Genomic DNA, 12,208 nt, shown 5'->3' with positions numbered 1-12,208 from the left:
GGCCCGCCCGGCACATCGTCCGCCCACTTCCCACCGCGACCGGCCGGTCCCGCGCCGGCGGCGAATCACGGAGGAGCCATGGAACACCCGAGAGACCTCTCGGACTCGATCGACGACTTCGTCTCCACGCTGACCGCCGGCGACTTCCTGTCGCGGGTCTACCACCACGAACACCGCGTGTTCCCCGGCGCCGCGGAGGAGATCAGGGGCGTCTTCGGCTGGGACGACCTGAACGAGATCCTGGAGACGCACCAACTCCGGTCCCCGCAGATGCGGTTGTCGCGGGACGGCAGGCAACTCCCCGAGGCCTCCTATCTGGAGGCGCGCGCCGCCCGGCGCGGGCGCCGGCGGGTCCGTGTCGATCCGGTGAGGCTGCGAGCGGCGCTGGGCGCGGGCCACACCCTCGCGATGCGGTACGTGGACGAGATCCACCCCGGGCTGTCGCGGCTCTCCGAGGCCTTCGAGCGCAGGCTGCTCAGCGACTTCGAGTTCAACCTCTACGCCTCCTGGGCGCCCACCGGCGGCTTCAACGCCCACTGGGACAACCACGACGTGTTCGCCATCCAGCTCCAGGGCAGGAAGCGGTGGCGCATCTTCGGGCGCAACGAGTTCTCCATGCACCCGAGGGACTCGGCGATGGGTACGCCGCCGGCCGAGACCGTCGACGACCTGGTGCTCTCGCCCGGCGACGTGCTCTTCCTGCCACGGGGCTACTGGCATGACCCGGTGACCGAGGAGGGCCCCTCCCTCCACATCACCGGTTCGATCCCCTGCACCACCGGCCTGGACCTCGTCCACTGGCTGGTGGAGGGCCTCCGCGAGGACGAGGCCATGTGCGCCGAACTGCTGCGCTTCGGCGACCCGGAGGGGCCGCGGGAGGCGCTGCGGAAGGTGCGGGAGCGGCTGAACGGGGCGTTCGAGCAGGAGGACCTGCTGAAGTCGTTCTTCGCCGCCCGGGACGGCGCGCAGTTCGGCAGGTTCCGGCTCGGCCTCCCGGACGTCGGACCCGCGCCCGGCGCGTCGGGCGGGCCTCCGGCCGGGACGGGCCGCTCATCCTGAGAACCTGGACGCGGTCGAACCCGACCGCGTCCAGGACCGTGCTGCCGGGGCGCGGTTCAGGCGTCGATGATCACGGGGATGATGAGGGGCTTGCGGCGGTAGGTGCGGAACGCCCAGTTCGCCACGGCGCGGGCGATGAGCTGTTCGAGTTGGCGTGCGTCCCCGACGCCCTCCTCGGCCGCGGTGGCCAAGGTCTTCTCGATGACCGGGACGACCGGCTCGAAGGTGGCGTCGTCGTGGACGAAGCCGCGGGCCAGGAAGTCGGGGGCCTCGGCGAGGGCGCCGGTGTCCGCGTCGACGATCGCCACCACGGTGACCACGCCTTCGGCCGCGAGGGTGAGGCGGTCCTTGAGGGACGCCTCGGTGGCGCCGCCGACTTCCATGCCGTCCACGTAGACGTTGCCGGCGGGAACCTTGCCGGTGATGGACGCGCGCCCGTCGACGAGGTCGACGACGACCCCGTCCTCGGCGATGACGACCCGGTCGGGGTCGACACCGGTACGGATGGCGAGGTCGCCGTTGGCCCGCAGGTGGCGCCACTCGCCGTGCACGGGCATGACGTTGCGGGGCTTGACGATGTTGTAGCAGTAGACCAGTTCGCCGGCGCTGGCGTGCCCGGAGACGTGCACCTTGGCGTTGCCCTTGTGGACCACGTGGGCGCCCCACCGGGTGAGTCCGTTGATCACCCGGTAGATGGCGTTCTCGTTGCCGGGGATGAGGGAGCTGGCGAGCAGGACGGTGTCGCCCTCGCCGATGCGGATCATGTGGTCGCGGTTGGCCATCCGGGACAGCGCGGCCATCGGTTCGCCCTGGGAGCCGGTGCACACCAGCGTGATCCTGTGGTCCGGGAGCTTCTCCAGCTCCTTCGTGCTCACGACCAGACCGGAGGGGACCTTCAGATAGCCCAGGTCCCGGGCGATGCCCATGTTGCGCACCATCGACCGGCCGACGAAGGCGACCTTGCGGCCGTGCTGGTGGGCGGCGTCCAGGACCTGCTGGATGCGGTGCACGTGGCTGGCGAAGCTGGAGACGATGACCCGGCGCGGCGCCGTGCGCATCACCTGCTCGATCGCCGGGTTCAGCTCGCGCTCGGAGGTGGTGAAGCCGGGTACCTCGGCGTTGGTGGAGTCGGTGAGGAACAGGTCCACGCCCTCCTCGCCGAGGCGGGCGAAGGCGCGCAGATCGGTGATGCGCTCGTCGAGCGGGAACTGGTCCATCTTGAAGTCGCCGGTGTGCAGCACCATCCCGGCCCGGGTGCGGATGGCGACCGCGAGGCTGTCGGGGATGGAGTGGTTGACCGCCACGAACTCGCAGTCGAAGGGACCGAAGCCGCGCCGGTCGCCCTCCCGCACCCGCACCGTGCGCGGCCGGATGCCGTGTTCCTTGAGCTTGGCCTCAAGGAAGGCCAGCGTCAGCTTGGAGCCGACGACGGGGATGTCGGGCCGCTCGCGCAGCAGGTACGGCACGCCGCCGATGTGGTCCTCGTGGCCGTGGGTGAGCACCAGGCCCACGATGTCGTCCAGCCGGTCCCGGATCGAGGTGAAGTCCGGCAGGATCACGTCCACGCCGGGCTGGGTCTCCTCGGGGAACAGCACACCGCAGTCGACGACGAGCAGCTTGCCCGCGTGTTCGAAGACGGTCATGTTGCGGCCGATCTCGCCGAGGCCGCCTAGGGCGATGACCCGCAGCCCTCCTTCGGGAAGGGGCGGGGCGGCTTTCAGCTCGGGGTGCGGGTGACTCATACCCTGACGGTACCCGTAGAGCGGCACAGGTTGATCCACGACCCTTGTGATCCGTCCGGTGCCGGCGGGGTACGACGCCCGGCAGGTCTTTCACCTGGTGCGACCCACATCCTCACAGCCCCCGTTATAGGGGCGTCCGCGGAAGATGAGAGGGTCTGACGAGTGAGCGAGACACCACCGAACACCCTGCAGTACCGCTTCGACGGGCCGGACGAGGCTCCCGTCCTGATCCTGGGTCCCTCCCTGGGCACCACATGGCACAGGTTGTAGGGGCCGTCCAGGGGTGTCTACGCCAGTCCAGCGCGGGCATGAAACTCCAGGTCAGAGCATTCTGGTCCGTGATGGGCCGCCCAGTCGGTGATTGTTGCGTGATAGACGAGTGGTACGGCGAGGCCCCGCCAGGGTCCTTCCCGCCGGGACTCTGCTCGGAGCCCTGAGGCGGCGCAGCCGCACCGGATCGCTCCGGTGCGGCTGCGCCGTGAGATCGGCTGCGCTCGCGCGGACGACGCAGTCGGCGCCTCACGCAGTCTGGGTTCCTGCGACGATCTGGGAGTGCCTGATTTGCGATCGCACCCGCCTACTCGTCCGTTACGATTCGTGTGGCACATGGCGCGCCCCGGCCACGCGCGGGTAGGGGTGTGAATGTCGAGGCGGTGGCCGCGCTGTTCCCCCCTTCAACGCAAACGGCAACCGTGAGAAGCCTCTCCCCAGGATCGCACCGTTCAAGCGGGTGCTGGAGGCGCCTATCGACGGCGAGTGGGGTCCTCGCCGGAAGGGGTGTCTACGAGAGCCAGGCGAGCGGTGATGCGTTTGCCGACCGGCTCCCGCGCGACTTCGACGCTCTGGCAGACGGCCGTCACGATCTCCAGGCCGTGCTGCCCGATCCGGCTCGCGTCAGCGGCGCGGGCCACCGGCAGCGCCGGATCGGAGTCCCACACCTGCACCTCCACCAGGCCCCCGGCAATCTGCAGATCCAGCAGTATCGGGCCGGAGGCGTACTTACTGGCGTTGGTGACCAGCTCGCTCACCACCAACTGTGTCAACTCCAGGGACCGCTGGGAGACACGAATGCCGTGCTCGGCGCGCATCTCGGTGAGAAAGCCGGCGACCACGCGGCGGGCCTCGGCTATGCAGGGCCCCTGCCCGTCCAAAGCCACCGCAGCGTGCAGGCGACCGTCGCTGTGGTGCGTCGTGCTGTCATCGCCCGACAAGGTCCGTTCCATCCACTCCGCCTCCGCTACCCACACGTCCACGGGCCGGAACTGCTGACAGTGGCGTCCACCGCCACCGACGGCATCACGGTGGTGACGGTGACCGGCGAGATCGACCACACCACTGCCGCCCCCCTCATCCACGCTCTGGACCTCGGAGATCTCGGCGACCGGCACCGCGTGGTCGTCGACATGCGACACGTCACCTTCATGGACTCCAGCGGCATCAACGTCCTCCTCGTCGCCCACCGCCAGCTCACTCAGGCAGACGGCTGGCTGCGTCTGGCCGGCGTACCGAACTTTGTGCTGCGCACCCTGCAGATCGTCGGGATCGACGCCGTCATCCCCTGCTACACCGGCCTCCACGAAGATCTGGAAGCCTGAGGCAACATGCGTGCCGACCAGTCGGAAACGCCGTAGTACGTCATCAACCGGGCCAGGCTGAGGAGCGGGGCGAGGCGCGCGATCGAGTGGGGCGTTCCAGGCGCGGTCGGGGCAGGACGATGCACGTGAGAAACCTTTCCTCGGGTGGCGGAGAGCAGTTCGTCCACAATGCATTCGGCCTCTTCGCACCCGGCAGGCAGGCCGACGGCTCGGGGCGGTCCGGTGAGGATGCCAGCGCCGCGCTGGGCGCCGTGGACATCGCGCATGAGCCGGCTGGGCCGCACCTCAGCCGGCTGAACCCCTCTGATGGGTCGAGGCCACGTGATAGATGCGGGGTTGTACATCGCTGGCGATGGTGGCCGCCTTGTCCATGTGGACGCGTGCCTCGGGGTTGGCGAGCATGGCGCGGTAGTGCTCCTCGCTCTCCCACTGGGCGTAGTTGATGACGCGTTCGCCGTCCTGGGAGGCGTGGAAGTTGGCGCAGATGAAGCCGGGCTGGTGCTTCATCGTCTCCTCGGTGGCACCGGCCAGCAGGTCGATCAGCTCGGCCTGACGGTCGGGGGAGACGGTGAAGACGTTGATGAGCGTCGCCACAGGGCGAGTGGTGTCGATGTGTGCCGTGACGGTCATGGGGCGGTTCCTCCTCTTGCTCTTGCTTCGAGTGGGGGGTGTGCGGGTCCGCATCCCTGCGGGTGCACGCGGAGATTCGGCTGGTCCAGAGGTGGGGCGGCCAGCGTGCGCGCCGGGTGCCGGGGGCCGAGGAAGACGGCGATGCCGTGGCCTTCCGGGGAGGGGTGGGTGGCCTGGGTCCAGCCCTGGCGGCGGTAGAAGGATGTGGCCCGGCCGGACCTCACCGAGGTGAGCAGCCAGGAGCGGCCCTCGGGGGCGTCGGCGGTGACCGCCTCCAGCAGCACGGCGGCGACGCCGGTGCCGCGGGCTGCGGTGCGGACGGCGAGTTCGTCCACTTCGCGGGCGCCGCACAGCCACTGCGCGGTGCGCTCAGGGCCGAGGGCAGCCGCGGCCTGGGGGTGACAGCGGTCGGTGGGGAAGGGAGCCATGGTGGTCCAGGCGGTAGCGAAACCGGCGACCTCTGCCGCCATGAAGGCGACGGCCGCGGTGAAACCGGGGCGCTTGACGTCGTCCGCCAGCCGACGGAGGAACATGGTGGCCTGCTCCTCGTCCTCGTTCCAGGGCGGCGTCCCGAAGGCGTCGAGGTAGACGGCTCGCAGTCCCTCGGAGTGCGCCAGCACGTCCTCGCCGCGGAAGACGCGGATGTCCGCAGCCATCAGGCGGCCGCTCCCGCCATGGCCCTGGGATGCAGGGCCGCGTACTCCAGGGGTGCCGACGGGTCGATGGACACGTCCAGGGGTGCCGGTGCGGCGCCGGCCCGGACAAGGAGGTCACCGACGGCGGCGATCATCGCACCGTTGTCCGTGCACAGCCGCAGCGGCGGCACGCGCAGGGTCAGGCCGGCGGCCCGGCAACGCTCCTCGGCCAGTGCGCGCACCCGCGAGTTGGCGGCGACTCCGCCGACCACGACCAGCGTGCCCACGCCGCGCTCCACGCAGGCCGCGACCGCCTTGCGGGTCAGTACGTCGGCGATCGCCTCCTGGAGGGATGCCGCCCCGTCGGCGACCGGCAGTCCGGCGCCGGCGTGACTCTCGGCCCAGCGGGCAGCCGCCGTCTTCAACCCTGAGAAGGAGAAGTCGTAGGAGCCGGGAAGCGGGTGGGGGAAGGGGACGGCGTGCGGATCGCCCGTGCGTGCTGCCCGGTCGATGGCCGGCCCGCCGGGATACGGCAGTCCGAAGACCCGGGCGACCTTGTCGAAGCACTCGCCCGCGGCGTCGTCGAGGGTGTCGCCGAGATGGACGATCGGATCGCGGGCGAGGTCCCGGACGAGGAGCAGGGACGTATGCCCTCCGGACACGATCAGCACCATGCAGGGGTTGGGCAGCGGGCCGTGTTCGAGAGTGTCGGCGGCGACGTGGCCGGCGAGGTGGTGGACGCCGTACAGCGGAACGCCCAGCGCGTACGCCAGCCCTTTCGCCCCGGCCAGGCCGACCTGGAGCGCTCCGGACAGGCCCGGACCGGTGGTCACCGCCACCGCCCCGATGTCGGTCAGCCGCAGTCCGGCCTCGTCCAGGGCGCGTTCGACCACCGGGCGGACGGCGTGCACGTGCGCGCGGGCCGCGATCTCCGGCACAACGCCGCCGTAGCGCGCGTGTTCGTCCATGCTCGACGCCACCGCGTGGCCGAGCAGTCGACCCTCCTGGACGATTCCCGCGCCGGTCTCGTCACAGGACGACTCGATGCCCAGCACGACGGGAGAGCCCATGCCCGCCCCTCTCTGCGATGAATAAGTTGTTGCGAGTAGTGTGCAATAAGGCTCCCGGGGTGCGCACCTGGAGGCGGAGACGCTGGTCGATGGCCAGTAGAGTGCGCCACCGGCCCCTTGAACCGAGGTAGCGGAAGTGATCCCCCTGCATCCCGACCAGCCCGATCGCCCCGAACGCGAGAGGGCCGCCGTAGCCGTCGTCGGGATCGGGGCCGACGGGTGGGACGGGCTGCCCGAGGCGTCGCGCGCCGTCCTCCGGGATGCCGAGGTGCTCGTTGGGGGCGCCCGCCACCTCGCGCTGCTGCCCGCCGCCTGCGAGGGTGAGCGCATAGCCTGGCCCTCGCCGCTGCGGCCCGCGGTTCCCGGCCTCTTCGCCGCCCACGCCGGACGTCGTGTCGCCGTCCTGGCCAGCGGCGACCCCATGTTCTATGGCATCGGGCGGACCCTCACCGAGGAGCTGGGGCCCGGTTCGGTGCGCGTCCTGCCGCACCCGTCGTCGGTCTCGTACGCCTGCGCCCGCCTGGGTTGGCCGCTGGAGGACACGGAGGTCGTCACCCTCGTCGGGCGGCCGACCGCCCGCCTGGCCGCAGCGCTCCACCACGGGCGCCGGCTCCTCGTGCTCAGCTCCGACGCCACCACCCCCGGCGAGGTCGCCGCCCTGCTGCGCGGCCGTGGTTTCGGGCCGAGCCGGATGCGGCTGCTGGAACAGCTCGGTGGAGCGAGGGAACGTACGACGGTCGAGGTCACGGCGGACGACTGGCCGCATCCGCCCGGGGAGCCTCTCAACATCGTCGCCGTCGAATGCAGACGAGCACCCGGTGCCTTGCGGCTCGGCGCCGTGCCGGGGCTGCCGGACGAGGCGTACGAACACGACGGGCAGCTCACCAAGCGTCACATCCGCGCCGCCACACTCGGCGTGCTCGCGCCCGCGCCCGGCGAGCTGCTGTGGGACATCGGTGGCGGATCCGGATCGATCGCGATCGAGTGGATGCGCACCCACCCGTCGTGTCGGGCGATCACGGTCGAGCGGGATCCGGTGCGCGCGGAGCGGATCGCGCGGAACGCCGAGCGACTGGGCGTTCCCGGGCTGCACATCGTGACCGGCGCCGCGCCTGCCGCCCTGGCCGAACTCCCTTCGCCGGATGCCGTGTTCATCGGAGGCGGGCTCACCGTGCCCGGTCTGCTCGACGCCTGCTGGGACGCGCTGTCGGCCGGTGGCCGGCTGGTCGCCAACACCGTGACGCTGGAGTCCGAGGCGCTGCTCGCCGACGCCTACCGGCGGCGCGGCGGCGATCTGGTCAAGCTCGCGGTGGCGCACGCCGTGCCCGTGGGCGGGTTCACCGGCTGGCGGCAGGCGATGCCGGTGACCCAGTGGGCCGTACAGAAGACCCTCAACCCCTCGACAGGAGCAGACGGATGACCGTGTACTTCATCGGCGCCGGCCCCGGCGCCGCCGACCTGATCACGGTGCGGGGCGCCCGCACGCTCGCCGCCTGCCAGGTCTGCCTGTACGCGGGCAGCCTGGTCCCGCGCGAGCTGCTCGCCGAATGCCCGCCGGACGCACGCCTGGTGGACACCGCGCAGCTCAACCTCGATCAGATCACCGCCGAGTTGGTCCGCGCCCACGAGGAAGGCCATGACGTCGCCCGGCTGCACTCGGGCGACCCGTCGGTGTTCAGCGCGGTCGCCGAGCAGATGCGGCGGCTCGACGCGGCCGGTGTGCCGTACGAGGTGGTGCCGGGCGTGCCCGCCTTCGCCGCGGCCGCCGCCGCGCTGAAGCGGGAGCTGACCGTGCCGACCGTCGGCCAGACCGTCATCCTCACCCGCGTCGCCAACCGCGCCACCGCCATGCCGGAGGGCGAGGACCTGGCCACCCTCGGCCGCAGCGGTGCGCTGATCGTGCTGCACCTGGCCGCCAAGTACGTGGACCGCGTGGTGGAGGAACTCCTCCCGCACTACGGCGCCGACTGCCCCGCCGCCGTGGTCGCCCTGGCCAGCCGACCCGACGAGCTGATCCTGCGCGGCACTCTCGACGACATCGCCGCCCAGGTGAAGGCCGCCGGTGTGCTGCGCACCGCGGTCATCATGGTGGGCCGCACGCTGGGCGCCGAGCAGTTCCGCGACAGCCACCTGTACTCGCCGGAGCGGGAGCGGCACGCGTGCTGAGTCGGTCCCTGACGGTCACGCGGTGACGGCCGTTCCCGCTCGGCCGTCAGCGGACCGCGCTGCGCCCCACGACCGCCCCCGCCCGGTCGATGCAGATCACGTCGACCGCGACGGGCGCCCCGCGCAGGACGGCCAGGGCCTCGTCGCGGGCGGCCACGGCGACCAGGTCACCGAGCGGTACTCCCGCGGCCCCGCACAACTGGAGCGCGGCCAGGCCGGTGTTGGCGTTCGCGACCTCTGCGGTGAGGGTCTCGTCCGCGCCGCCCCGGCGGGCGAGTTCCGCGAGGAAGCCCTTGTCGACCTGGGAGCGTGCGGAGTGCAGGTCAAGGTGGCCGGCCGCGAGTTTCGACAGTTTGGCGAAGCCGCCGCAGATCGTGAGGCGGTCGACGGGGTGCCGGCGTACGTACTTCAGGACCGCGCCCGCGAAGTCGCCCATGTCGAGCAGCGCGTCCTCGGGGAGGCCGTAGACCGCGGTGACGGTCTTCTCCGAGGTCGAGCCGGTGCAGCCCGCCACGTGTGTGCGTCCGGCCGCCCGGGCCACGTCGACCCCGCGCCGGATGGAGTCGATCCATGCCGAGCACGAGTACGGGACCACGATGCCGGTCGTGCCGAGGATGGACAGCCCGCCGAGGATGCCGAGGCGGGGGTTCCAGGTGGAGCGGGCGATCTCCTCGCCGTGGTCGACGGAGATCGTGATCTCGACGTCGCCTCCGTCGCCGTGGGCCCGGGCGACGGACGCGACGTGGTCGCGCATCATCTGCCGGGGGACGGGATTGACGGCCGGTTCGCCGACCGGGAGGGGCAGCCCTGGGCGGGTGATGGTGCCGACGCCGGGCCCGGCCCTGAAGACGACGCCCGAGCCTGCGGGCAGGCGCCGCACGGTGGCTCGTACCAGCGCGCCGTGGGTGACGTCGGGGTCGTCACCCGCGTCCTTCACTATGCCCGCCATCGCGAAGGAACCGGTCAGCTCCTCGGCGGCGAGTGCGAACGCCGGGGTCTGCCCCTTGGGCAGGGTGATCGTCACCGGATCGGGAAAGTCGCCGGTCAGCAGTGCCGTGTACGCGGCGGTGGCCGCGCCGGTCGCGCAGGCGCCGGTGGTCCAGCCGGGGCGCAGGCCGGTGTGCTTCAGTTGGGCGCTGCGGCCGCCCTTCGCCTCGCTGCTGCTCATACCTCACTACTTGGTGGAACTACTCGGTGGAACTACTCGGTGGAACTACTCGATGAACGGGACGGAATCGCCGTGCACGTGCTGATCCTCGGGGGAACGACCGAGGCCCGCCACCTCGCCGAGATCCTTGCCGCCGAAGAGCCGGATGTGAAGGTGACCTCCTCCCTGGCCGGCCGGGTGGCCGCGCCACGGCTGCCACCGGGTGAGGTGCGCATCGGCGGGTTCGGCGGCGCCGACGGGCTCGCACAGTGGCTGGGAGCGCACCACGTGGACGCGCTCATCGACGCCACCCACCCCTTCGCCGGAACGATCAGCTTCAACGCGGCCGCGGCCGCCGCCACCGCCCATGTTCCCCTGCTCGCCCTGCGCCGCCCCGGCTGGGTCCCCGTCGAGGGCGACCGGTGGCATGAGGCCGGCTCGCTGGAGGACGCCGCGCGGCTGCTGCCCGCGCTCGGGCGGCGCGTGTTCCTGACCACCGGACGCATGGGCCTGGCCGCCTTCGCGGACCTGGACGAGCTGTGGTTCCTCGTGCGGTCCGTGGACGCCCCCGAGCCCCCGCACCCGACCCGCATGGAAGCGCTGCTCGACCGCGGCCCCTTCTCCCTCGACGGGGAGCGCGAGCTGTTGCGCCGCCACCACATCGACGTGATCGTGACGAAGGACAGCGGAGGAGCGGCCACCGCGCCGAAGCTGGTGGCTGCCCGGGAGGCGGGGCTGCCGGTGGTCGTGGTGCGTCGGCCGCCTGTCCCGGACGGCGTTCCGGTCGTGCCTGATCCCGGGCAGGCGGTCCGCTGGATGCGGGAGCGCGTTGAGCTGGCGACTTTTCCAGTGAGTGACTGAATCCTGACCCTGGCTTTACTGCGGCCCTCTTGTTGTTGCAACCTATTGGCAGAAACTTGGAAGGCGCGGCTGAAAACAGTCGCTCGCCAAGCAGTAAGGCTCGCGTCTCCATGACCACCGCTCCTGATTCCGCTTCTCCCCGCCCTGCCCCTCCAGGCACCGGCCGCGGCATCTCGTGGCACCGCATCCGCACCTCGATGACCCGCAAGGAATGGGCCAGCGCCGGTGGGATGGCCGCCTTCATCCTGGCTCTGCACGTCATCGGCTGGTTCACGCTCGTGGTGATCGTCGCCCCCGAGCACTACAGCCTGGGCACCAAGACCTTCGGCATAGGCATCGGCATCACCGCCTACACGCTCGGCATGCGGCACGCTTTTGACGCCGACCACATCGCCGCGATCGACAACACCACCCGCAAGTTGATGAACGAGGGGCAGCGCCCACTGTCCGTCGGCTTCTGGTTCTCCCTCGGCCACTCCACCATCGTCTTCGCCCTCGCCTTCCTGCTCTCCCTGGGCGTGAAGGCGCTGGCCGGGCCGGTCGAGAACGACAACTCCTCGCTGCACGACATCACCGGCTGGATCGGTACGACCGTCTCCGGGACGTTCCTCTACGTCATCGCGATCATCAACATCGTGATCATGGCCGGTATCTGGAAGGTCTTCCGGGACATGCGCTCCGGCCACTTCGACGAGGCCGCCCTGGAGGAGCAGCTCAACAACCGCGGCTTCATGAACCGCATCCTGGGCCGCCTGATGAAGTCGATCACCAAGCCGTGGCAGATGTACCCCCTGGGTGTCCTGTTCGGTCTCGGCTTCGACACCGCCACCGAGATCGCCCTCCTCGTCCTCGCCGGTTCGGGCGCCGCCTCCGGCCTGCCCTGGTACGCCATCCTCTGCCTGCCGATCCTGTTCGCGGCCGGCATGTCGCTGCTGGACACCATCGACGGCTCGTTCATGAACTTCGCCTACGGCTGGGCGTTCTCCAAGCCGGTCCGGAAGGTCTACTACAACCTCACCATCACCGGCCTGTCCGTCGCCGTCGCACTGATCATCGGCACCGTCGAGCTGCTGGGTTTGATCGCCGAGAAGGCCGATCTGCACGGCGCCTTCTGGGACTGGGTCTCCGGGCTCGACCTCAACATCATCGGTTACGTCATCGTCGGCCTGTTCTTCGCCACCTGGGCGGTCGCCCTGCTGGTGTGGAAGGTCGGCCGCATCGAGGAGAAGTGGACGGCGGGCCTGGCCCAGCCCGCGGAGCAGGGCGCCGAGTAGTGCCGGATGCGGCGCCTCTGCCACAGAGG

Annotated in this window: 11 protein-coding genes and 2 pseudogenes; 7 read left to right on the top strand and 6 right to left on the bottom strand. The window is 70.9% G+C overall.

The window, feature by feature from the left end; all coding sequences use genetic code 11:
• Positions 1-78 precede the first annotated feature (78 nt).
• Positions 79-1,059: a cupin domain-containing protein gene (locus ACFYU0_RS18250; RefSeq protein WP_389302249.1), complete on the top strand. Its 981-nt coding sequence runs from the start codon at positions 79-81 to the stop codon at positions 1,057-1,059.
• A gap of 56 nt (positions 1,060-1,115) precedes the next feature.
• Here ACFYU0_RS18250 and ACFYU0_RS18245 read toward each other — a convergent pair whose 3' ends face one another.
• Positions 1,116-2,801 carry a ribonuclease J gene (locus ACFYU0_RS18245; protein WP_389302246.1) on the bottom strand — a complete coding sequence of 562 codons (1,686 nt, stop codon included), beginning with the start codon at positions 2,799-2,801 and terminating at the stop codon, positions 1,116-1,118.
• 162 nt (positions 2,802-2,963) lie between these two features.
• Here ACFYU0_RS18245 and ACFYU0_RS18240 point away from each other — a divergent pair.
• Positions 2,964-3,062 (top strand): annotated as a pseudogene (locus tag ACFYU0_RS18240) (3-oxoadipate enol-lactone hydrolase); the annotation flags it as partial.
• Positions 3,063-3,544: 482 nt separating this feature from the next.
• Here the strand turns inward: ACFYU0_RS18240 and ACFYU0_RS18235 are convergent.
• A complete protein-coding gene (locus ACFYU0_RS18235) occupies positions 3,545-4,024 on the bottom strand; it encodes an ATP-binding protein (protein ID WP_389302244.1) in 480 nt (159 codons plus the stop codon).
• 48 nt (positions 4,025-4,072) lie between these two features.
• Between ACFYU0_RS18235 and ACFYU0_RS18230 the strand changes: the two genes are divergently transcribed.
• Positions 4,073-4,396: an STAS domain-containing protein gene (locus ACFYU0_RS18230; RefSeq protein ID WP_389302241.1), complete on the top strand. Its 324-nt coding sequence runs from the start codon at positions 4,073-4,075 to the stop codon at positions 4,394-4,396.
• Between the two features lie 285 nt (positions 4,397-4,681).
• Here ACFYU0_RS18230 and ACFYU0_RS18225 read toward each other — a convergent pair whose 3' ends face one another.
• The 3 genes and pseudogenes from ACFYU0_RS18225 to tsaD all read right to left on the bottom strand — a co-directional run bounded on the left by ACFYU0_RS18225 (position 4,682) and on the right by tsaD (position 6,731).
• Positions 4,682-5,026, bottom strand: a complete 345-nt coding sequence (locus ACFYU0_RS18225) for an antibiotic biosynthesis monooxygenase family protein (protein ID WP_389302239.1) — start codon at positions 5,024-5,026, stop codon at positions 4,682-4,684.
• A gap of 86 nt (positions 5,027-5,112) precedes the next feature.
• A pseudogene (locus tag ACFYU0_RS18220) lies at positions 5,113-5,682 on the bottom strand (GNAT family N-acetyltransferase); the annotation flags it as partial.
• Positions 5,682-6,731 carry a tRNA (adenosine(37)-N6)-threonylcarbamoyltransferase complex transferase subunit TsaD gene (gene tsaD, locus ACFYU0_RS18215; protein WP_389302237.1) on the bottom strand — a complete coding sequence of 350 codons (1,050 nt, stop codon included), beginning with the start codon at positions 6,729-6,731 and terminating at the stop codon, positions 5,682-5,684. The pseudogene ACFYU0_RS18220 and the gene tsaD, both read right to left, overlap by 1 nt.
• A 136-nt stretch (positions 6,732-6,867) precedes the next feature.
• Between tsaD and cbiE the strand changes: the two genes are divergently transcribed.
• Both cbiE and cobM read left to right on the top strand, forming a co-directional pair.
• A complete protein-coding gene (cbiE, locus tag ACFYU0_RS18210) occupies positions 6,868-8,151 on the top strand; it encodes a precorrin-6y C5,15-methyltransferase (decarboxylating) subunit CbiE (protein WP_389302234.1) in 1,284 nt (427 codons plus the stop codon).
• On the top strand, positions 8,148-8,897 hold the full coding sequence (gene cobM / locus ACFYU0_RS18205) for a precorrin-4 C(11)-methyltransferase (RefSeq protein ID WP_389302231.1): 750 nt from the start codon (positions 8,148-8,150) through the stop codon (positions 8,895-8,897). The genes cbiE and cobM overlap by 4 nt, the downstream gene beginning before the upstream one ends.
• A 46-nt stretch (positions 8,898-8,943) precedes the next feature.
• Here cobM and ACFYU0_RS18200 read toward each other — a convergent pair whose 3' ends face one another.
• Positions 8,944-10,065 (bottom strand): cobalt-precorrin-5B (C(1))-methyltransferase, encoded by a 1,122-nt coding sequence (locus ACFYU0_RS18200; RefSeq protein WP_389302229.1) that lies wholly within the window; start codon positions 10,063-10,065, stop codon positions 8,944-8,946.
• A 72-nt stretch (positions 10,066-10,137) separates the two neighbouring features.
• Between ACFYU0_RS18200 and ACFYU0_RS18195 the strand changes: the two genes are divergently transcribed.
• Together ACFYU0_RS18195 and ACFYU0_RS18190 are read left to right on the top strand one after the other, a co-directional pair.
• Positions 10,138-10,905 carry a cobalt-precorrin-6A reductase gene (locus ACFYU0_RS18195; protein WP_389302786.1) on the top strand — a complete coding sequence of 256 codons (768 nt, stop codon included), beginning with the start codon at positions 10,138-10,140 and terminating at the stop codon, positions 10,903-10,905.
• A 110-nt stretch (positions 10,906-11,015) separates the two neighbouring features.
• Positions 11,016-12,179: a HoxN/HupN/NixA family nickel/cobalt transporter gene (locus tag ACFYU0_RS18190; RefSeq protein ID WP_389302227.1), complete on the top strand. Its 1,164-nt coding sequence runs from the start codon at positions 11,016-11,018 to the stop codon at positions 12,177-12,179.
• Positions 12,180-12,208: the final 29 nt, after the last annotated feature.

The sequence above is a fragment of the Streptomyces sp. NPDC003720 genome (genome assembly GCF_042875075.1).
GTDB lineage: Bacteria > Actinomycetota > Actinomycetes > Streptomycetales > Streptomycetaceae > Streptomyces.
The sequence above is the reverse complement of the archived record's forward strand: the minus strand, read 5'-3'. Positions and strand labels throughout refer to the sequence as shown.

What these genes read in the sequence shown, in the direction of transcription:
- ACFYU0_RS18250 (WP_389302249.1), top strand. Translation starts at nt 79, where the DNA reads ATGGAACACCCGAGAGACCTCTCGGACTCGATCGACGACTTCGTCTCC.
- ACFYU0_RS18245 (WP_389302246.1), bottom strand. Translation starts at nt 2,801, where the DNA reads ATGAGTCACCCGCACCCCGAGCTGAAAGCCGCCCCGCCCCTTCCCGAA.
- ACFYU0_RS18235 (WP_389302244.1), bottom strand. Translation starts at nt 4,024, where the DNA reads ATGGAACGGACCTTGTCGGGCGATGACAGCACGACGCACCACAGCGAC.
- ACFYU0_RS18225 (WP_389302239.1), bottom strand. Translation starts at nt 5,026, where the DNA reads ATGACCGTCACGGCACACATCGACACCACTCGCCCTGTGGCGACGCTC.
- tsaD (WP_389302237.1), bottom strand. Translation starts at nt 6,731, where the DNA reads ATGGGCTCTCCCGTCGTGCTGGGCATCGAGTCGTCCTGTGACGAGACC.
- cobM (WP_389302231.1), top strand. Translation starts at nt 8,148, where the DNA reads ATGACCGTGTACTTCATCGGCGCCGGCCCCGGCGCCGCCGACCTGATC.
- ACFYU0_RS18200 (WP_389302229.1), bottom strand. Translation starts at nt 10,065, where the DNA reads ATGAGCAGCAGCGAGGCGAAGGGCGGCCGCAGCGCCCAACTGAAGCAC.
- ACFYU0_RS18190 (WP_389302227.1), top strand. Translation starts at nt 11,016, where the DNA reads ATGACCACCGCTCCTGATTCCGCTTCTCCCCGCCCTGCCCCTCCAGGC.